The following is a 19536-nucleotide window of genomic DNA, read 5'->3' on the forward strand; positions in this document are numbered from 1 at the left end:
CCAGTGCCGGACGAAGCTCGCTGTTTGCGCAACGCAACGGGTTGGTGGATGGACGGGGCAGCCTTCAAAGCGATGCTGGGTGAACTGGGGTACACCCAGGCCAGCTTCTCGCGGGCTTATCGAATCCACATCCGGACGGTCGAAAACTGGGTGCGCATAGGACCCCCAGATTTTCTCGCGCACATTCTCACGGACATGCTGAGGGCATCTATTCCCTCGCCAGACCCGGAAACTCCGCGCGACTACGCTAGCAAGCAAGGCGCCAAGCGTGCGCTAAACTCGTCGCTACGCTCGATGGTAGATCGCGCCGTACATGCCGGATGGTCGAGGGAGCTGATTATCTCCGCCGCCATCGAGTGGTTCTCGGACGAGATCCTCACAAAGCGCTGAGGAATTCATGACCCACATTCTCTATGGTAGGTGTTAAGAAACCGTTACCGTATTTTTGGTTTTCGAGCGCTACACCCGACACGCTATCCGACCCTGTATGTAGCCCTTGCCAGGCTTGAACGGGGATCGACAACCAGACCTTCATCAATCGACCTTGCCGCGCATAATGCTCTCTAGTTCCACGACCACGTCGTCAGCGTCGTGACCGCCACCCGCTGCGGCTTCCTCGCGCCCTCGGAGGATCGCCAGGCAGTCGGCTCCCTCACCGGCCAGATAAAGCCCCAGCGCTCGGACGATCACCCACGAGCGCGTACGCTCAGAGGCTGCAGCGATCTTCTCGATATCGGCCAGCACATCGACCGGAACCCTCAACGCGATCGGGTCGGAAAGCTCCGCTTTGCTCATCCACCTCACCCCAATTTGTAATACGGATTATAACGGTGATGATGGACGTCAAGCTCCCAGCGGCAGCCCCGAACCCCTATCGAGGCCGGGCTAAAATCGGAGAACAAGGATTACGTACTCAATCCTTTTGACGGCCCGAATAGATTAATGATATCTGGCGCTTACGACGCGGTCGGGAATGTGTCCAAATCTCAGGAGATTATGCCCGCCCGCCGCCGCGATCTCGAGCACGCGCCTTGCACTTTCCTGGCCCTTGACGTCGGCGAGGTCAGGCAGAGGGCCAGCCTGGCGCGCGACCGCCGGTTCGGGCCGGGCCATGACCTGCGTGCCCTTGAAATGATTGGCGAGCTGGATCAGCGAGCGCGGCGCCAGGATGTCGATATCGGCAGCCGCCCAGGCCGCCTCCGGGCCGGACCCCGCCGGGCAGATCAGCCCCTGCCCCTTGGCATAAGCTGCGATCGCGGCCGGCAGGACGCCCGCAACAGGGGTAGTCGAGCCGTCGAGTGCGAGCTCGCCGAGGACCACATAGCCGGAGAGGGCATCGGCGGGGATCGCTCCGATCGCCGCCATGACGGCGAGCGCGATCGGCAGATCGTAGTGGCTGCCTTCCTTGGGCAGGTCGGCCGGGGCGAGATTGACGGTGACGCGCTTGGCCGGCAGCGCAAGTCCCGAGGCGAGGAGCGCGGCGCGGACCCGCTCGCGGCTTTCGGCAACGGCCTTGTCGGGCAGCCCGACCAGCACGAAGGCGACGCCGCCCGGCGCGACCTGGACCTGAACGTCGACGGCGCGCGCCTCGATGCCCTCGAACGCCACCGTCGCGACTCGCGCCACCATCTTGCGCCCCGCTCCCTTACCGCTTGGGAAGGCTAGCGAAGCTTTGGCGGCAACGCAAGAACATATCGGGAACCCAATAGATCGAAAAGAAGGGAGGCGTGGCCTCCCCTTGTCGTCAGGGTTCGACGCCGAGGCCGATCTGGCAGGTCACGCCGGCGCCGCCCAGGCCGCAATAGCCGGCCGGGTTCTTCGCCCGATAGCGCAGGGAGAACGTCATTCGCTCCGTTTCGTTCGAGCTCGACGCTTAAAGCCTGCGTCTCTCGCTATCACGGGGCCTGGGCGCAAGGGGCGCCATCACCGACGCGTGACGATGCCGATGGCCGCCTCCGGGCGCCGTCCGAGCCAGAGCAGCGCGAAGCCGAGCAAGAGGGCGACGACAGCCGCCGGCGCCCGCAACACCGTCAGCAGCAGCGGGTCCCAGAGCCAGGGGTGAATGTTGCGCTCGATCGCCGGCTGGATCAGCTGGTAGCGCTCCTGAACGAGAGCGATCAGGGCCTCGCTGACCGGCATGAAGCGCAATCCGGCATTCGCGATCGAGCGGGCACCGTCGATCACCAGCGCGACGAAGCCGGCCGCGACGAACACATAGCCGATCAACCGGAGAAGAAACCTCACCATCCGCTCCCTACCGCAATCCACGCCGCAAAACGCCCAACCGGCGCACCGCTTCGGTGCCCAGATGTGACCATGCTGGCCGCAGATCGCAACCGATGACCCGCGATTTACCGGGATTGTGCAAAACCCTGCATCTCGGCCCTTGAAAGATCACGGGCCGGCAGTCATAAGCAGCGCGCCGGACAGGTGGCCGAGTGGTTGAAGGCGCACGCCTGGAAAGTGTGTATACGGGAAACCGTATCGCGGGTTCGAATCCCGCCCTGTCCGCCATGCATTTCGACACTCAGCATATGTTTCGATGACGGCATCGATAGCTCAGTGTCGTGCCGCCCCCAGCGATGACCCGACAGTCACTTGCGTTCGACAGTGTTCCAGGTCGGAATCAGCCTCTAGGCAATGCCATTCGGGTTTGCACCAGAAGCCGAGCCTGGGGCTTCGCCACAAGCTGACGCCAACGGTTCCGGCGCGCGACGTCCGCTCTCGCCGCCATTCGGATGTCAGCCGTCAGCTTGCGTTATTCCCAAAAGCTGGCCGCCGTGGGCGGCCAGGAGCGGATCATCGCGTTTGCCCCGGATTTATCCCGTCATCATCTTCGGCAGGATGGTGACGATCTGCGGGAACGCCGTGATCAGGACCAGCAGCAGCATCAGCACGAAGAAATAAGGGATCGCCGCCTTCGTCACGGCAAGGATGTCCTTGCCGGTGATGCTCTGCAGCACGAACAGGTTGAAGCCGACGGGCGGGGTGATCTGCGCCGCCTCGATCAGGATCACCACGAAGATGCCGAACCAGAGCAGGTCGATGCCGGCCGCCTGCACCATCGGCAGCATCACCGAGGAGGTCAGCACGATGATCGAGATCCCCTCGAGGAAGCAGCCGAGGATCAGCATGAACACGGCCAGCACCGCCAGAAGTGCATAGGGCGAGAGATGCATCGCGTCGACCCAGCCCGCGAGCGAGCGGGGAATGTCGACGAAGGCGACGGCGATCGTCAGGCAGGCGGCGCAGGCGATGATGAAGGAGATCATGCAGGAGGTCCGCATCGCTGCCATCAAGCCGTCCATGAAGCTCGCACGCGTCAGTCCGCCGCCGACCGCCGCCAGGATCAGCGCCCCGATCACACCGATGGTCGCGGCCTCCGTGGGGGTGGCGATGCCGCCATAGATCGAGCCGACGACAGAGGCGATCAGCAACGCCACCGGGATCAGGCGGCGCGAGCGGTAGATCTTCTCCAGGAACGGCACCGGCGGCTCGGCCGGCGGCATCTTGTCCGGGTTGAGCAGGCTCCAGATTGCCGTGTAGCCCATGAACAGTGCCATCAGTAGGATGCCGGGCAGGACGCCGGCGATGAACAGCCGCGCGATCGAGACCTCTGCCGTGACGCCGTAGACGATCATGATGATCGAGGGCGGGATCAGCAGGCCGAGCGTGCCGGAGCCCGCGAGCGTGCCGATCGTCATGTTGAGCGGATAGCCGCGCTTCTCCAGCTCGGGCACGCTGATCCGGCCGATCGTGGCGCAGGTCACAGCCGATGAGCCGGCGACCGCCGCCATGATGCCGCAGCCGAGCACGTTGACATGGAGCAGCCGGCCCGGCAGCCGCGAGACCCAGGGCGCGAGCCCCTGGAACATGTCGGCCGAGAGCTTCGAGCGGAACAGGATCTCGCCCATCCAGATGAAGAGCGGCAGCGAGGTCAGCGCCCAGCCCCAGCTCGAATCCCAGAGCGTGGAGGCGATCAGCGAACCCATCGGCGCGGTGGTGAAGAGCCCCATCATCACCATGCCGACGGTGAGGAGCGAGAGTGCGACCCAGACGCCGCTGGCGAGCAGCAGGAGGAGCGAGCTGGCGAGGACCAGCGAGGCGAGAACGGTCGTGTCCATGATCGGCCCCTATGCCACCGGCCTGTCGAGCTCGACTTCGTCGGGCGCCTCGTAGCGCGGCTTGCCGCCGGCGAGGAGCCAGATCAGCTCGTCGATGAAGGCGATCGCCAGAGCGGCGATGCCGATGGCGACGCCGGTCTGCGGAATCCAGAACGGCATCGCCAGCAGGCCGGGGCTGACATCGTTGAACTCGCGCGATTGCAGCGCCAGCGATGCGACATGCCAGGCGAGGAACGAGACCACCACCGTGCCGAGCAGGCAGTTGAAGATCTCGACGCCGTGCCGCCAGCGTTGCGGCAGGCGGTCGACGATCAGGTTGATCCGCACATGCCCACCACGCCGGAAGGTATGAGCGAGGCCGAAGAAGGTCGATGCCGCCAGGCACAGGCCCGCCGCTTCGGTCGCGTCCACGGTGACGCCGCGCATGCGCCCCACGATCTGGGTGACGATGGCCAGCCCGATGCCGACCATGAAGGCGGCGGCGATGTAGCCGCACGCTTCATAGAACCTGTCGAGAACTCCGCGTATCACCGGTCACCCCACTGGCCATGATTTGATTGAAAGAGTGGCGCGCGGAAGCCGGTTACTTCAGGCTCTTCTGGTAGTTTTCATAGACGGCCTTCTCCTCGGCCGTGGCGGTGCCCAGCCAGTCGGCGACCATGCCCTTTCCGGCCGCCTCGATGGCGTCGAGGATGTCCTTCGGAGACTGGGCGATCGTCACGCCATGGCTCTTCAGCACGCCTTCGCGTTCCTCGCCGGCCTTCTTGGAGAGTTCCCAGCCGCGCTTCGTCGCAGCCTCGCCGGCCTCCAGCACCACCTTCTGCGTCGCCGGGTCGAGCTGGCGGAAGGCGCGCTCGTTGACCAGGATCGCGTTCTTGTTGTGCATCGTGCCGGTATAGGTGAAGTGCTTGACGTAGTCCCAGATCTGGACGTCGGTGCCGGTCTGGGCGCTGGTCCAGAGCGACTGGATCATGCCGGTCGAGAAGGCCTGGGGCACTTCGGCGAAGGGCAGGATCAGCGCTTCCATGCCGAGCTTTTCGCCCATGATCTGCGTCTGCTTCGAATAGATGCGCAGCTTCTGGCCCTTCAGGTCCGCCAGCCCCTTGAGCTCGGCCTTGGTATAGAAGCCCTGCCCCGGCCAGGCGACATAGGTGATGGCGCGCAGGCCGCTCTTCTTGAACATCGCCTCGAAGAACGGCGCCTGCGCCTGCGTCAGCTTGGTCGCCTGGTCATAGGTCGTGGCGACGCCGGGGATGTTGTCGAGATTGTACATCGCCGCCTCGTTGCCGTAGACGCCGAGGCGGATCTCGCCGATCTGGATCTGGCCGGACTGGACGGCGCGCTTGACCGCGTCGAGCTTGATCAGGCTGTCGTTCGAGCGCAGGTCGATCCTGAGCTTGCCGCCGCTCTTCTCCTCGATCTCCTTGATCATCTCCCGGATGTTCTGGGTGAAGAAGCTGCTCTCCGGATACCCCGAGGCCATGGTCCAGCTCGTCTGGGCGCTGGCGGGAACGGCGAGCCCGATGCTCAGGGAAAGGGCGGCGGACGCGATCAAAGCTCTGCGGTTCATGGTTCCCCTCGTTCTTGTCGCGCTGTGGAGACATCCATGCGCGTTTGGAGCCGGAGCCGTGCCGAAGCCCGATCGACGGCTAACGATAGTCCACCGCGTTCCGCCGATAGCAGCCAATTGAATTTTGCTGTTTTCGCGATGCATTTTCTTTATCGAGGATATGCCGCCATTATCTGCTCGCGCGGCTATGCCGGAAATAAGCGATGCCGAACTGGACGCTGAAGCAACTCGAAAGTTTCGTCTGGGTGGCCAAGCTCGGCAGTTTCCGGGCGACGGCCGAGCGTCTGAACACGACCCAGCCGAACATTTCCGTGCGCATCTCGCAGCTCGAATCCGTCCTGGGCGTCAGGCTGTTCCACCGCGATTCCGGCTCGGTCGCGCTGACGCCGATCGGCCATTCGCTGCTCGGCCAGGCCGAGCGGGTGCTGCAGGCCTCGGAGGAGTTCTCGCAGCAATCGATCCGCTCCGACCAGCAGATCGGCATCCTCAGGCTCGGCGTCGCCGAGCTCATCGCCCAGACCTGGCTCCGCGACTATCTGCTCGACCTCAGGCAGGTCTTTCCGAATGTCGATGTCGAGCTCAGGGTCGACCTGACGATCAACCTGCGCGAGGAGCTGGTGTCGCGGTCGCTTGACCTGTGCCTGCTGAACGGCCCGATCTCGAACTTCAACATCACCAATGTCGATCTCGGCTCCGTGCCCTATCTCTGGGTGGCCTCGCCGCAGCTTGGGCTCACCGGCTCCGAACTGGCGACGATGGCCTCGCACACGATCCTGACCCATGCGCGCAACACGCGCCATTTCGTCGAGCTCTCGGCGCATTTCCGCGACAACTGGGAGAGGCCGGTCCGGATCGTGCCGTCGAGCAGCCTCGCAGCCAGCCTGCAGATGACCATCGACGGCCTCGGGATCGCGCCGATGTCGCGGACGCTGGTGGAGAAGCTTCTCGACACCGGAGAGCTTGTGGAGTTCCCCTATGAATGGAAGCCGAGCGCTTTGATCTTCACGGCCTCATACGCCCATACGCCTGCCAGTTTTCTGCTCAAGCGGGCGGCTGAACTCGCCAGCGAACGGGCAGCGCGGCATCATCAGGGTGACGCCCGGCGGCCCGCAGAACACGCCGAACGTGGATCCAACTGATAAAGTCTCTTTATCAAATATCATAGATAATAATAATTCGACGACATCGATGCCGCATTCCATCCTCGCCTCATCAGACAACGGAGGCGCGTAAGCCATGTCCATTCTCGGGGCCCGACTGGGCGTCGATATCGGGGGAACCTTTACGGATGTCGTGCTCGAGCAGGACGGACAGCGGTTCTCGACCAAGGTCCTGACCACGTATACTGCCCCTGAGGATGCGATCATCGAAGGCATGCACCGTGTCTGCGAGAAGGCCGGCATCGCGGCCTCGGCGATCGGGCAGATCATCCATGGCACGACGCTGGCGACCAATGCGCTGATCGAGCGGCGCGGCGCCAAGACCGCTCTCATCACCACCGAAGGCTTTCGCGACGTCATCGAGATGCGCACCGAAAGCCGCTTCGAGCAATACGACCTCAATCTGACGCTGCCGGAGCCGCTGCTGCCGCGCAACCGCCGCTACACGGTCAAGGAGCGCATGGATGCGCGCGGCAACGTCCTGATCCCGCTCGATCGCACCGCGGTCGAGACCCTCGTCGATGAATTGCGCGAAGCCGGCTACGAGAGCGTCGCGGTCGGCTTGCTGCATTCCTATGTCAACGACGCGCATGAGCGCCTGATCCAGGAGGTGCTGACTGCGCGCCTGCCGGCCGCGATGGTTTCGCTCTCCTCGGAAGTCTCGCCGCAGATGCGGGAATACGAGCGCTTCAACACGACGATCGCCAACGCTTTCATCAAGCCGCTGATGAAGAGCTATCTCGTCCGGCTCAAGGGGCGGCTGGCAGCCGAGGGCGCTTCCTGCCCGATCTTCCTGATGCATTCGGGCGGCGGCATCATCTCCCTGGAGAGCGCCTCGGAATTCCCGGTTCGCCTCGTCGAATCCGGCCCGGCTGGCGGCGCCGTCTTCGCCGCCGACATCGCGGCGCGGCACGGGCTGAAAAAGGTGCTCTCCTTCGACATGGGCGGCACCACCGCCAAGATCTGCCTGATCAAGAACTATACGCCGAAGACCGCCCGCGTCTTCGAGGTCGCCCGGACCTACCGGTTCAAGAAGGGCTCGGGCATGCCGATCTCGATCCCGGTGATCGATATGGTCGAGATCGGGGCCGGCGGCGGCAGCCTCGCCCATGTCGACTCGATGAACCAGATCCGCGTCGGGCCGGAAAGCGCGGGCTCCGAGCCCGGCCCGGCCTGCTACGGCCGCGGCGGCAAACGCCCGGCCGTGACCGATGCCGACGTCATCCTCGGCAAGATCGATCCGGACAACTTTGCAGCCGGCACGATCCCCCTCTTCGCCGACCAGTCGGCTGCGGCGCTGACGTCGGAGATCGGCGGCAGGCTGGGCATGGACGCCCAGGAAAGCGCCTGGGGTGTCGCCGAGGTCGTCGACGAGAACATGGCCAACGCCGCCCGCGTCCATGCCGTTGAGAACGGCGAGGACCTCTCGGAATACACGATGATCGCCTTCGGCGGCGCAGCGCCGCTGCATGCCGGCCGGCTTTGCGAAAAGCTCGGCATCGCGCGCTGCCTCGTGCCGCCCGGCGCCGGCGTCGGCTCGGCGATCGGCTTCCTGCGAGCACCGTTCAGCTTCGAGGCCAACCGCACGCTGTTCATGCGGCTCGCTCAGTTCGACACGGCGCGCGTCACCAAACTCTTCGACGAGATGGAAGAGGAAGCGACGCGGGTGGTGCGCTCCTGCGGCTGGGCCGGCGCGATCCAGGCCGAGTACAAGATCTACATGCGCTATGCCGGCCAGGGCTGGGAAATCCCGGTGATCCTGACGCCGGAAGAGGCTCGCGCCGCCGATCCGGCCGTCATCCTCCAGCGCTTCGAGCACGAATACGCCAATCTTTTCGGACGCACGGTGAAGGGCCTCGCGGCCGAGATCACCGTCTGGTCGGTCAACGCGCATACGCCACAGGAGGCGGTTGCTCCGGTCGCTCCGGTCTCGCAGCTGCGCGAAGCCTCGGCGGAGGGCAGCCGCTCCGTCTTCGATGCCGGGCTCGGCCGCCGCGTCGAGGCTGAAGCCCATAGCCGCACCGCCCTGCCCGCCGGCAGCCGGATCAGCGGCCCCGGCATCGTCACCGAGGACGAGACCACCATCATCCTGCCGTCGAGCCGCTTCGCCGTCACGCTGAACGACGGCTGCATCGACATCCGCCTTGCCGAAGCCGCACCCGCCGCTGCCGTCGCCGCGCGGAAGGAGCCCGCCCATGTCTGAGATCTCCAAGGTCGCCTATCAGGTCATGTGGAACCGCCTGATCTCGGTCGTCGAGGAACAGGCCCAGGCGCTGATCCGCACCTCCTTCTCGACCTCGGTGCGCGAGGCAGGAGACCTTTCCGCGGGCGTCTACAACGAGAAAGGCGAGATGCTGGCGCAGGCGGTGACCGGCACGCCCGGCCACGTCAACGCCATGGCCGATGCCGTCGCCCATTTCATCCGCCGGATCGGGCGCGAGAACATCGCCGAGGGTGATGTCTACATCACCAACAACCCCTGGGAGGGCACCGGCCACCTGCACGACATCACCGTCGTCAGCCCGTCCTTCCACCAGGGCCGCCATGTCGGCTTCTTCGCCTGCACCGCCCATATCGTCGATATCGGCGGGCGCGGCTTCGGTGCCGATGCCAACTCGGTCTACGAGGAAGGCCTGCATATCCCGATCATGAAGTTCGTCGACCGCGGCACGGTCAACGAGACGCTGGTCACGATCATCCGCGGCAATGTCCGCGAGCCCGACCAACTCGTCGGCGACATCTATGCGCTGGCGACCTGCAACGAGATCGGCCATCGCCGGCTGGTCGACATGATGGTCGAGTTCAGGCTCGCCGACCTCGCCGGCATCTCCGATTTCATCCTCACCAATTCGCGCCAGGCGACGCTCGACAAGATCGCCGCGCTGCCGCGTGGGCAGGCCGAGGGCCATATGCGGATCGACGGCTACAGCCGGCCGATCGACCTCAAGGTGAAGATCTCGATCGAGCCGGACGGCGTGCTCTGCGACTGGGCCGGCACCTCCGGCGTCGACAAGAACGGCATCAACGTGCCGCTGGTCTATACGAAGGCCTATACCTGCTACGCGCTGAAATGCGCCATCGCGCCGGAAATCCCGAACAATGCGGCGTCGCTGGAGCCGTTCCGCATTACGGCGCCGGAGCACACCATCGTCAACGCCGTCTGGCCGGCGCCGGTCGCGCTGCGCCACATCATCGGCCATATGGTGCCGGACACGATCTACGACGCGCTCGACAAGCTCCTGCCCGGCCTCGTCCCGGCCGAGGGCGCCGGGAGCCTGTGCAACTTCCAGGTCTCGCTCCGGCCGCGCAGCGACGGCCCCTGGCCGGCCGATCCCGTGCGCGCCGAGGTCCTGACCTTCAATTCGGGCGGCTCCGGTGCCCGGCCCGCGCTCGACGGCATGAACGCGACCGCCTTCCCTTCCGGCGTGATGACGATGCCGGTCGAGGCGACCGAGCAGGTCGGCCCGGTGATCGTCTGGCGCAAGGAGCTCCGGCCCGATTCCGGCGGCAAGGGCCAGCATCGCGGCGGCCTCGGGCAGCATATGGAGGTCGGCGCCTGGGAGGGCTACGAGTTCGACATCCAGGCGATGTTCGACCGCGTCCACCATCCCGCCCGCGGCCGGCGCGGCGGCGGCGGCGGCGCGCCGACCACCATCGCGCTCGACGACGGCACGGCGATGAAGGGCAAGGGCAAGCAGTTCGTGCCGCATGGCCGCAAGGTCGTCATGGCCTTCCCGGGGGGCGCGGGCTATGGCGCATCCGCCGAGCGGCCCGCAAGCAGCGTGGAGCGCGACCTCGCCCTGGGCTATGTCTCGGCCGAGGCGGCCCGCGCCGATTATGGCCTGTCCGAGGAGCGGGTGGCCGATGTGCTGGCCGCGTCCCGGCGCGGTGAGCTGCCCCGTTAGCGGCAGAGGCAGCGGCATGGCGGCCTGCGCAGTGCTGCGGCTTGTCAGCGATCGCCTGTCGATGCCTCACTGCGGCCTTCGACCCGGATGGCCCGAACGTGGCCGCACTGGCACGACGGGGCCGTCAGACGCGAGGATAGCATGCCGCATTACAACCGCATCCTGATCACCGGCGCGGCCGGGCGTCTCGGCTCGCAGCTTCGCGCCGGCCTTGCTCCGCTCGCCGGGGTGATCCGCCTTGCCGATCGCGAGCCGCTCGGCCCGCTTGCCGCCCATGAGGAGGAGGCGATCTTCGACCTCGCCGATATGGAAGCGACGATCGCCACGACAGAAGGATGCGATGCCATCGTCCATTTCGGCGGCGCGCCGACCGAACGCGAGTGGCAGGTGATCCTCGATTCCAGTATCCGCGGCTCCTATCACATCTACGAGGGCGCGCGGAAACACGGGGTCAAGCGCATCGTCTACGCCTCGTCCGTCCACGCGATCGGCTTCCACGAGATCGGCGCGCATATCCCAGTCGATACGCCGGTGCGGCCCGACTGCCTCTATGGCGTCGGCAAGACCTTCGTGGAGAGCCTCAGCCGGCTCTACTGGGACAAGCACGGCATCGAGACAGCGTGCCTGCGCATCTTCTCGTCCTTCCCGGAGCCGGCCGATCGCCGGATGCTCTGGTCCTATCTGTCCTTCGCCGATTGCGTGCGCCTCGTCACGGCGGCGCTGAGCGCGCCCTTCGTCGGGCACACGATCGCCTTCGGCACCTCCGACAACAGCGTGAAGGCGGTGGACAATAGCGGTGCCGGCCATCTCGGCTATCACCCGCAGGACAGTTCGGAGCCGTTCCGAGCCAAGGTCGAAGCCAGCTCCCCGGCACTCGACCCGCTATCGCCCGCGGGACGCTATCTCGGCGGCAAGTTCTGCGAAATGCCGCATCCGGATGACGAAGCAAAAGGCTGAAGGCCATCCCCCGTCGAGCCGCCGCAGGGCAGCTTCGATTGCTGATCGGGCGTTATGCGTGGCCATGAACTTCGCGGGTGCGCCGGTGACAGCATGGAAATTATAGGCGCGGGGCATTGGACAGCTTCGGAACGAATACCCATTTCTTGGGCCTGAGTTCGAAGGAGAGATCCATGTCAGCCTACAGGAAGACAGAAGCTGCGATCGCCAGGCTGTCGCCCGAGGAATATCGAGTCACCCAGCAGAATGGGACCGAGCGTCCTGGAACCGGGGCACTTCTCGACAACAAGGAACCCGGCATCTATGTCGACATCGTCTCGGGTGAGCCGCTGTTTGCATCATCGGACAAATACGAGTCGGGCTGCGGATGGCCGAGCTTCACCAAGCCGATCGAACCGGCGAACGTGAATGAGCTGGGCGACGACAGCCACGGCATGGTCCGTACGGAAGTGCGTTCGACCCATGGCGACAGCCATCTCGGCCATGTTTTCCCGGACGGCCCCCGCGATCGCGGTGGCCTGCGTTACTGCATCAACTCGGCCTCGCTGCGCTTCGTGCCACGCGACGAGATGATCGAGCAGGGTTACAGAGACTATCTCGACCAGGTGGAGGATATCTGATGACGACCGAACGCGCTGTTCTCGCCGGGGGCTGCTTCTGGGGCATGCAGGATCTCATCCGCAAGCTGCCCGGCGTGGTTTCGACCCGGGTCGGTTACTCCGGCGGTGACGTGCCGAATGCGACCTATCGCCATCACGGCACCCATGCCGAGGCGATCGAGATCACCTTCGATCCCTCGCAGACCAGCTATCGCCGATTGCTCGAATTCTTCTTCCAGATCCACGATCCGACCACGCTCAACCGCCAGGGCAACGACCGCGGCACCAGCTACCGCTCGGCGATCTATTTCAGCGGCGATGAGCAGAAGGCTGTTGCGCTCGATACGATCGCGGATGTCGAGGCGTCGGGACTGTGGCCGGGCAAGGTCGTCACCCAAGTCGAGCCGGTCGGTGATTTCTGGGAGGCGGAGCCTGAGCATCAGGACTACCTCGAACGCATTCCGCACGGTTATACCTGCCATTTCATCCGCCCGGACTGGGTGTTGCCGCGCAGGACAGGTGCCGCAGCCTGACAAATCCAGGGCTCTTCGCGTCCAACCGGTTTCGGCGCGGCGCGGAGAGCCTGCCGGTTGATCGCGCCATCGCGCACGCCTCGCCTCACCCGGATACGACCAGACATCGGGCGCGGATCGATCCGGGCCAAGGCCGCTCGATTTGAACGAAACCTGCGGCAAGCGGCTACAAATACAGCGCTTTCCGAACCACGATGATCGCGGCGGGCGATAGTGCGACGGACACCCTGTCCGCCATGTCCTGACATCGACATGTCTTGTCCAGCGCCGGCGCCTGCTGACCAGCATGCAGGGCGCCCCTTCGCCCGCGCGTGCTTCTCAAGCCGGCGGCTTGCTCCTACGGTCACCGCAGGACACAGACGCAAATCCCGCTCAGGAAGGTTTCCATGGCGCGCCATCACTTTGCTCCCACGCAATATTCGAACGTGCTCGCCACCTTGCCGCCGGTGCTGGAGATCGCCAGCGGCGACAGTGTCGTCACGACCACGCTCGATGCGGCGGGCTTCGGAGGCGACGGCGCGCAGCATGCCCCGCGCGGCAACCCGATGACCGGCCCGTTCTTCGTTGCCGGCGCCGAGCCGGGCGATGCATTGCTCGTCACGATCGAGCGGATGACGCCGAACCGGAAGACCGGCTGGACCTATTCGCCCTTGGCGCCCGGCGTGCTCGACCCCGGCATGCTGCACGAACTGCCAAAGCGCGAGCGCTATGAATGGGCGATCGACGCGCAGGCCGGCACGGTGAAACTGCTCGAGCCCACCGCCCGCATCAAAGACTGGAGCTTTCCGCTCGCGCCGATGCTCGGCTGCTTCGGCGTCGCGCCGGAACGTGGCCAGGCGATCTCGACCGCGACCAGCGGCGCCAATGGCGGCAACATGGACTACCGGCTGTTCGGACCGGGCGCGACGATCGCCTTCCCGGTCTTCGTCGATGGCGCGCTGTTCTTCCTCGGCGACGGCCATGCCTGCCAGGGCGATGGCGAGATCGCCGGCACCGGCGTCGAGACCTCGTTCGAGGTCGAATTCTCGGTGAAGCTCGTCAAGAAGCAGGGCCTGCGCTGGCCGCGCTGCGAGACCGAAACAGACCTGCTGGTGATCGCGAGCGGGCGCCCGCTCGACCAGCCCCTGCAATTCGCCACGACGGAACTGCTGCGCTGGGTCGGCGAGGACCTGGGTGTCGACCCGATCGAGGCGAGCCACCTGCTCGGGCAGGCGGTGCGCTACGATATCGCCAATGTCTTCAACCCCGCCTATTGCGTCGCCGCGCGGCTGGAGAAGACCGAGCTCACGCGGGCGATGTCGTTCCGCGCCCGTAGCTAAGCACTCCATCCTTTTCGAAACGCCGTCCAAGAAGACCACGACCATGTCCGAGACTACCGCCGCCCTGAAGGCCGAACTGCTTCAGGCGATCGATCAACGCCGCGACGAGATCGTCGCGCTACTGCAACGCTTCCTGCGCATCAGGAGCGTCAACCCGCCGGGCGATACGCGCGAGGCCGCGGCCTTCGTGCGCGAGTTGCTTGATGCCGCCGGCGTGGCGCATCGTACCGAGGCCTTCGTGCCGGAGATGCCGAACATCATCAGCCGCTGGGAGGCGGGCCAGCCCGGCCGTCATCTCATGCTCAACGGCCATATGGACATCTTCCCGGTCACCAACGAGAAGCTCTGGGAAGCCGAGATCATCGACGGCAAGATCATGGGCCGCGGCGCCTCCGACATGAAGACCGGGACGCTCGCCTCGATCCTCGCGTTCTGCCAGCTCTATCCGCATCGCGAGAAGCTCAACGGCGCGCTGTCGCTGACGGTGGTCTCGGACGAACAATCGGGCGGGCGCTACGGCACCAAGTTCCTGTTCGATGAATTCGGCGACGAGATGGAAGCTGATTGCTGCCTCAACGGCGAGCCGAGCGGCCTCGCCAATCTACGCTTCACCGAGAAGGGCACGCTGCGCTTCTCGCTTTCGGCGAAAAGCATCGGCGGCCATGGCGGCTATGCCCACCGGGCGCGCAACCCGATCGCGGATGTGAGCCGGCTCGTGACCGCGATCTATGACCGCTATCATCTCAAGCTGGCGACGCTGCCGCCGGAGATCGAGGCGGTGCTGACTTCTCCGGAGACGATCGCCGCCGCCGATCTCAACCTCGGCAAGGGCGCGGGCGATGTCGCCCGGCGCATCACCGTCAATGTCGGCATCCTGCAGGGCGGGCAGAAGGCGACGCAGATCCCGACGCATTGCATCGCCCATCTGGACATGCGCATCCCGATCGGCTCCGACCGCGACGCGATCCGCGCCGATCTCGAAACCCTCGCCCGCGAGGCCGATTGCGAGATGGTGGTCAACGAGGACCACAGCTATCCGGCGAGCCTGACCGATCCGTTCAGCGAGATGGCCAATATCCTGCGCGGCAATATCCGCGAACTGCTCGGCCATGACGCGCCGCCAGTCTCAAGCCTGGGCGGCACCGATACGCGTTACTGGCGCTGGCGCGGCGTTCCCGCCCTGATCTGCGGCCCCTCCCCGATCAGCATGGGCACCGACGAGGAGCATGTTACCATCGACGAGGCGATCGCGGTGATGAAGCTGCACGTCGCCTGCGCGGTCGATTATCTCAGCTCGACGGGGCCCGCGGCCAAGTAAGGCTCAGGCCTCGGGGACCGGCGCCTCTTCGGCGAGCAGGCCCTCGGCCTTTAGATCGCGCCAGAGCGCGGCCGGTACCGGCCGCGCGACGAGGTCGAGATTGCGGGCGACCTCCTGCGGCGTCACCGCGCCGAGCACGATCGTCGCCACCGCCGGATGAGCGGCGCAGAAGGCGAGCGCCGCTTGCGGCAAGGCGACGCCATGGCTGGCGCAGACCGCCTCGATCCGGGCGACGCGCGCCAGCACCTCCGGCGGCGCCGGCTTGTAATTGTAGAAGGCGCCGGGTCTGGCCCCGGTCGCGAGAATGCCGGAGTTGAAGACGCCAGCCAGCATCACCGCGATCTTCTTCTCCAGCGCCAGCGGCAGGAATTCCGGCAGGGCGCCCTGCTCCAGCAGCGAATAGCGGCCAGCCAGCATCATCACGTCGAAATCGCCTGATCGGGCGAAGCGGACGCACATCTCGGCCTCGTTGACGCCGACGCCGATGGCCTTGACCGCGCCGGACGCGCGCAGCCTCTCCAGCGCGCGATAGGCGCCGTCCATCGCCTCGGAGAAGCGCTGCTCCATCCTGTCGCCATGGGTCCAGATATCAACGTCATGGATCAGCAGGATGTCGATATGGTCGGTGCCGAGGCGGAGCAGGGACTGCTCAAAGGAGCGCATCGCGCCGTCATAGGAATAGTCGATCACCGCCGGATGCGGCAGGCCGCCGGCATAGCCCGAGCCGTCGCCTGTCGGCTGGCCGGCCGCCATCCAGCGCCCGACCTTGGTGGAGATGATGACGCTGTCGCGCGGCACGCTGCGCAAGGCGGCGCCGATACGGTGCTCGGAGAGGCCGTGACCATAGAGCGGCGAGGTATCGACGAGATTAATGCCGGCCGCGAGCGCGGCGCGGACCGTGTCCTGCGCCGTCACCTCGTCGAGATGCACGTAGAGATCGCCGAGCGGCGCGCCGCCAAAGCCGATCAGGCTGGGGATGAGGCCCGCGAAGGGGCGGCCCGGCGGAACGGGGGAGGACGGAGCGGCCGCGTTCGCCATGGAAGACCCGTTTCAGACGAGGGGCCGGCAGAGTTGCGGATCGGCGGCAGGCGCGCAAGCCCGCCGCCGATCGCGATGATGGATCAGCCGCGCTGGGTCAGGTCGGCCGGCAGGTCGCGGTTGTGGAACTTCTTGAAGACGGTGTTGAGCTCGCCATCGGCCACCTTCTTCTTGATCCAGCCGTCGAGCCACGACTTCAGTTCGGTCTCGCCCTGCGGCAGGGCGATGCCGAGATTAAGCTCCTGCTGCACGAACTTGGTCGCGAGCTTGGCGCCGCTGCGCTTCTCGTTCATCGCGGAGAGCACCGCGGTCTGGGTCGAGACGATGTCGACCTGGCCGGAGACGACGGCGGTGATCAGCGTCGCGTCGTCCTCGAAGCGGACGATCTCGGCGCCCTTGGAATTCTGCGTCACCATCTGGTCGTTGACGGTGGCGCGGGTGACCGCGATGCGCTTGCCGGTCAGGTCCTTGTAATCCTTGATCTCGACGTTGTCGGGGCCGGCGACGATGATGTTCAGCGTGGCGTAGGGCACGGAGAAATCGACCGCCTTCTTGCGCTCGGCGGTGATGCCGAGATTGGCGACGAGGATGTCGGCCTTGCGGGTCTGGATCGTCGGCACGCGCGCGGCGTTGGTGATCTCGATCAGCTCGAGCTGGACGCCGAGATCCTTGGCGATGAGCTTGGCCGTCTCGACATCGGAGCCGGTCGGCTTGAGCTGGCCGTCGACGAAGGCGAAGAGCGGCACGCCCATCGCCACCGCGACGCGGATCTTGCCGGCCTTCTTGATGTCGGCGAGCTGATCGGCATGGGCTGCGCTGCCCAGGGCAAGGAAGGCGCCGGCGGTCGCCGCGAGACCGAGAGCGGTGCGGCGGGTGATCGTGGTCATGGTCGTTTCCCTTTTCGTTGTCGTTATGGTCGTCGGGCGGCCGGACGGCCGCGGGATCGTCAGAGCCCGTTGGCGAGGAATTCCCTGAGCTCGGGGGTCTGAGGATTTGCGAGCATCTCGCCGGCGCCGGTCTCCCAGACCTTGCCGGTGTGCATGAAGATGACGCGGTCGGCGACGCGCCGGGCGAAGGCCATCTCGTGGGTGACGACGAGCATGGTCATGCCGCCCTTCGCCAGCGCTTCCATGACCTTGAGCACCTCGCCGGTGAGATGCGGATCGAGCGCGGAGGTGACTTCGTCGAACAGCATGACCTTGGGCTCCATCGCCAGCGAGCGGGCGATGGCGACCCGCTGCTGCTGGCCACCGGAGAGCTGCTCTGGATAGGCGTCGATCTTGTCGGAGAGGCCGACGCGGGCGAGCGCCTCCACGGCGATATGGCGGGCTTCCGCCTGCGGCGTCTTGCGCACGCGCCGGGGGGCCAGCGTGATGTTCTCGGCCACCGTCAGATGCGGGAAGAGGTTGTAGCTCTGAAAGACCATGCCGACATCGCGGCGCAAAGCGCGCAGGTCGAGCTGGGGATCGTCGACGCGCCGGCCGTGGACCTCGATCTCGCCGGACTGGATCGTCTCCAGCCGGTTGACGCAGCGCAGAGCGGTCGACTTGCCCGAGCCGGAGCGGCCGATGACGGCCACGACCTCGCCCGGCGCCACGTCGAAGGAGACGCCCTTCAGGACCTCCACCTCGCCGAAGCGCTTGTGGACGTCACGCAGGCTGACGGCGGCCGACATTGAGTTTCCTTTCGAGCGCCCGGCTGAGCCGCGACAGCGGGTAGCAGAGCGCGAAATAGAGGGCGCCCGCGATGCCGAAGACGAGGAAGGGCTGGAACAGCGAGTTGTTGATGACCTGGCTGGCGCGGGTCAGCTCGACGAAGCCGGCGACCGAGGCGAGCGAGGTGTTCTTGAGCACCTGGACGAGGAAGCCGACCGTCGGTGGCGTCGCGATCCGCATCGCCTGCGGCAGGATGACGTCGACCAGCGTCTGCCAGCGCGTCAGGCCGAGGCATTCGGCCGCCTCGCTCTGGGTGCGCGGCACGGACTGGACGCAGCCACGCCAAATCTCGCCGAGGAAGGCGCTGCAATAGATCATCAGCGAGATCGCGGCGGCGAGCAGCGCCGGCAGCTCGATCCCGACCACGGCGAGGCCGAAATAGATCAGGAACAGCACGATCAGCAGCGGCGTGCCCTGGATGATGTCGACATAGATCATCGACACCGCCCGGATCCAGCGGGTCCGCGCGGTGCGTGCCAGCATCACGACGAAACCGGCGAGGCTGCCGAGCCCGAAGGCGAGCACGGTCAGCACGACCGTCCAGAGCGTCGCCTGCAGCAGATACACGAAGTGAACGAGGGTGAAGCCGCCCATCACGCCCTCACAGAGCCGTGCCGAGGCGCCGGCGGCGCGGGAAGATGATCTGACCGAAGCCGTAGAAGGCGAGCTTCAGGAGGACGGCGAGCAGGAGATAGAGCACCGCGACGACGATGTAGGTCTCGAAAGCGCGGAAGGTGAAGGACTGGATGTTGTTGGCGACCGCCGTCAGCTCCTCGGCCGAGATCTGCGAGGTGATCGAGGAGGCCAGCATCATCAGCACGAACTGGCTGGTCAGCGCCGGATAGACCCGCTCCAGCGCCGGGCGCAGGATCACGTCCCAGTAGATCTGCGGCTGCGAGAGGCCGAGAGCCTGCGCCGCCTCGATCTGGCCTGGATGGATCGTGTCCATGCCGGCCCGGACGATCTCGGCGGTATAGGCGCCGACATTGATGACCAGCGTCAGCACCGCGGCGACCAGGATCGGCAATTTGATGCCGATGCTCGAGAGCCCGAAGAAGATGAAAAAGATCTGGATCAGGTAGGGCGTGTTGCGGATCGTCTCGACATAGAAGCCGCAGAGCCATTGCAGGGCGGGCGAGGCGCTACGCCGGCCGATGGCGCAGAGAATGCCGATCGCCAGCCCGAAGACGACGGCGAAGGCGGTCATCTGCAGCGTCGTCAATGCGCCGCTCAGGAATTCCGGCCAATGCTCGACGAGGGCGCCGAAATCGAATTTGTAGCGCATCGTCCGGCCCCTC

Annotated in this window: 19 protein-coding genes, 1 tRNA gene and 2 pseudogenes; 10 read left to right on the forward strand and 12 right to left on the reverse strand. The window is 65.7% G+C overall.

Annotated features, from left to right (window positions below):
- Positions 1–3: 3 nt before the first annotated feature.
- The gene (locus tag BLQ70_RS12195; RefSeq protein ID WP_139163535.1) at positions 4–390 is read left to right on the forward strand and encodes a helix-turn-helix domain-containing protein; all 387 of its coding nucleotides are present in this window, start codon (positions 4–6) and stop codon (positions 388–390) included.
- A 144-nt stretch (positions 391–534) separates the two neighbouring features.
- Here BLQ70_RS12195 and BLQ70_RS12200 read toward each other — a convergent pair whose 3' ends face one another.
- The 4 genes and pseudogenes from BLQ70_RS12200 to BLQ70_RS12210 all read right to left on the reverse strand — a co-directional run bounded on the left by BLQ70_RS12200 (position 535) and on the right by BLQ70_RS12210 (position 2244).
- A complete protein-coding gene (locus tag BLQ70_RS12200; RefSeq protein WP_091857215.1) occupies positions 535–795 on the reverse strand; it encodes a CopG family ribbon-helix-helix protein in 261 nt (86 codons plus the stop codon).
- A 183-nt stretch (positions 796–978) separates the two neighbouring features.
- A pseudogene (locus tag BLQ70_RS12205) lies at positions 979–1629 on the reverse strand (magnesium chelatase domain-containing protein); the annotation flags it as partial.
- 115 nt (positions 1630–1744) lie between these two features.
- A pseudogene (locus tag BLQ70_RS25335) lies at positions 1745–1831 on the reverse strand (peptide-methionine (S)-S-oxide reductase MsrA); the annotation flags it as partial.
- A 92-nt stretch (positions 1832–1923) separates the two neighbouring features.
- Positions 1924–2244 carry a hypothetical protein gene (locus BLQ70_RS12210; protein ID WP_413813557.1) on the reverse strand — a complete coding sequence of 107 codons (321 nt, stop codon included), beginning with the start codon at positions 2242–2244 and terminating at the stop codon, positions 1924–1926.
- Positions 2245–2424: 180 nt separating this feature from the next.
- Here BLQ70_RS12210 and BLQ70_RS12215 point away from each other — a divergent pair.
- Positions 2425–2514: transfer RNA gene (locus tag BLQ70_RS12215), tRNA-Ser, on the forward strand.
- A 305-nt stretch (positions 2515–2819) separates the two neighbouring features.
- On the opposite strand, the gene BLQ70_RS12220 is transcribed toward BLQ70_RS12215, so the two are convergent.
- The 3 genes from BLQ70_RS12220 to BLQ70_RS12230 are packed head-to-tail and all read right to left on the reverse strand — an operon-like array spanning position 2820 to position 5694.
- Positions 2820–4124, reverse strand: a complete 1305-nt coding sequence (locus BLQ70_RS12220) for a TRAP transporter large permease (protein ID WP_061971832.1) — start codon at positions 4122–4124, stop codon at positions 2820–2822.
- 9 nt (positions 4125–4133) lie between these two features.
- Entirely contained in the window at positions 4134–4655 is a 522-nt protein-coding gene (locus BLQ70_RS12225; RefSeq protein ID WP_139163536.1) for a TRAP transporter small permease, read from the reverse strand.
- Between the two features lie 52 nt (positions 4656–4707).
- The gene (locus BLQ70_RS12230) at positions 4708–5694 is read right to left on the reverse strand and encodes a TRAP transporter substrate-binding protein (protein WP_091857217.1); all 987 of its coding nucleotides are present in this window, start codon (positions 5692–5694) and stop codon (positions 4708–4710) included.
- 203 nt (positions 5695–5897) lie between these two features.
- On the opposite strand from BLQ70_RS12230, the gene BLQ70_RS12235 reads away from it, so the two are divergent.
- The 8 genes from BLQ70_RS12235 to BLQ70_RS12270 all read left to right on the forward strand — a co-directional run bounded on the left by BLQ70_RS12235 (position 5898) and on the right by BLQ70_RS12270 (position 15485).
- Positions 5898–6833, forward strand: a complete 936-nt coding sequence (locus tag BLQ70_RS12235) for a LysR family transcriptional regulator (protein ID WP_091857218.1) — start codon at positions 5898–5900, stop codon at positions 6831–6833.
- Between the two features lie 97 nt (positions 6834–6930).
- Positions 6931–9057 (forward strand): hydantoinase/oxoprolinase family protein, encoded by a 2127-nt coding sequence (locus tag BLQ70_RS12240; protein WP_091857219.1) that lies wholly within the window; start codon positions 6931–6933, stop codon positions 9055–9057.
- Entirely contained in the window at positions 9050–10759 is a 1710-nt protein-coding gene (locus BLQ70_RS12245; RefSeq protein ID WP_170843386.1) for a hydantoinase B/oxoprolinase family protein, read from the forward strand. Before BLQ70_RS12240 ends, BLQ70_RS12245 begins: the two co-directional genes overlap by 8 nt.
- Positions 10760–10900: 141 nt before the next feature.
- Positions 10901–11716, forward strand: a complete 816-nt coding sequence (locus tag BLQ70_RS12250; RefSeq protein WP_091857220.1) for an NAD-dependent epimerase/dehydratase family protein — start codon at positions 10901–10903, stop codon at positions 11714–11716.
- A 173-nt stretch (positions 11717–11889) separates the two neighbouring features.
- Positions 11890–12336 (forward strand): peptide-methionine (R)-S-oxide reductase MsrB, encoded by a 447-nt coding sequence (msrB, locus tag BLQ70_RS12255; RefSeq protein WP_091857221.1) that lies wholly within the window; start codon positions 11890–11892, stop codon positions 12334–12336.
- Positions 12336–12848: a peptide-methionine (S)-S-oxide reductase MsrA gene (msrA, locus tag BLQ70_RS12260; protein ID WP_091857222.1), complete on the forward strand. Its 513-nt coding sequence runs from the start codon at positions 12336–12338 to the stop codon at positions 12846–12848. The genes msrB and msrA overlap by 1 nt, the downstream gene beginning before the upstream one ends.
- A gap of 386 nt (positions 12849–13234) precedes the next feature.
- Positions 13235–14167, forward strand: coding sequence for an acetamidase/formamidase family protein (locus BLQ70_RS12265; RefSeq protein WP_091857723.1), 933 nt, complete (start codon positions 13235–13237; stop codon positions 14165–14167).
- Positions 14168–14210: 43 nt separating this feature from the next.
- Complete coding sequence (locus BLQ70_RS12270; protein WP_170843387.1) at positions 14211–15485, forward strand: M20/M25/M40 family metallo-hydrolase; 1275 nt, start codon at positions 14211–14213, stop codon at positions 15483–15485.
- Positions 15486–15488: 3 nt separating this feature from the next.
- Here BLQ70_RS12270 and BLQ70_RS12275 read toward each other — a convergent pair whose 3' ends face one another.
- The 5 genes from BLQ70_RS12275 to BLQ70_RS12295 form a co-directional block, all read right to left on the reverse strand.
- Entirely contained in the window at positions 15489–16523 is a 1035-nt protein-coding gene (locus BLQ70_RS12275) for an aldo/keto reductase (RefSeq protein WP_091857224.1), read from the reverse strand.
- A gap of 83 nt (positions 16524–16606) precedes the next feature.
- Positions 16607–17410 (reverse strand): transporter substrate-binding domain-containing protein, encoded by an 804-nt coding sequence (locus tag BLQ70_RS12280; RefSeq protein ID WP_091857225.1) that lies wholly within the window; start codon positions 17408–17410, stop codon positions 16607–16609.
- A 59-nt stretch (positions 17411–17469) separates the two neighbouring features.
- Positions 17470–18198, reverse strand: coding sequence for an amino acid ABC transporter ATP-binding protein (locus BLQ70_RS12285; protein ID WP_061971808.1), 729 nt, complete (start codon positions 18196–18198; stop codon positions 17470–17472).
- Positions 18173–18832, reverse strand: a complete 660-nt coding sequence (locus tag BLQ70_RS12290) for an amino acid ABC transporter permease (protein ID WP_091857226.1) — start codon at positions 18830–18832, stop codon at positions 18173–18175. The genes BLQ70_RS12285 and BLQ70_RS12290 overlap by 26 nt, the downstream gene beginning before the upstream one ends.
- A gap of 7 nt (positions 18833–18839) precedes the next feature.
- A complete protein-coding gene (locus BLQ70_RS12295; RefSeq protein WP_061971804.1) occupies positions 18840–19523 on the reverse strand; it encodes an amino acid ABC transporter permease in 684 nt (227 codons plus the stop codon).
- Positions 19524–19536 lie beyond the last annotated feature (13 nt).

The organism is Allobosea robiniae, from assembly GCF_900102525.1.
Classification (GTDB): domain Bacteria; phylum Pseudomonadota; class Alphaproteobacteria; order Rhizobiales; family Beijerinckiaceae; genus Allobosea; species Allobosea robiniae.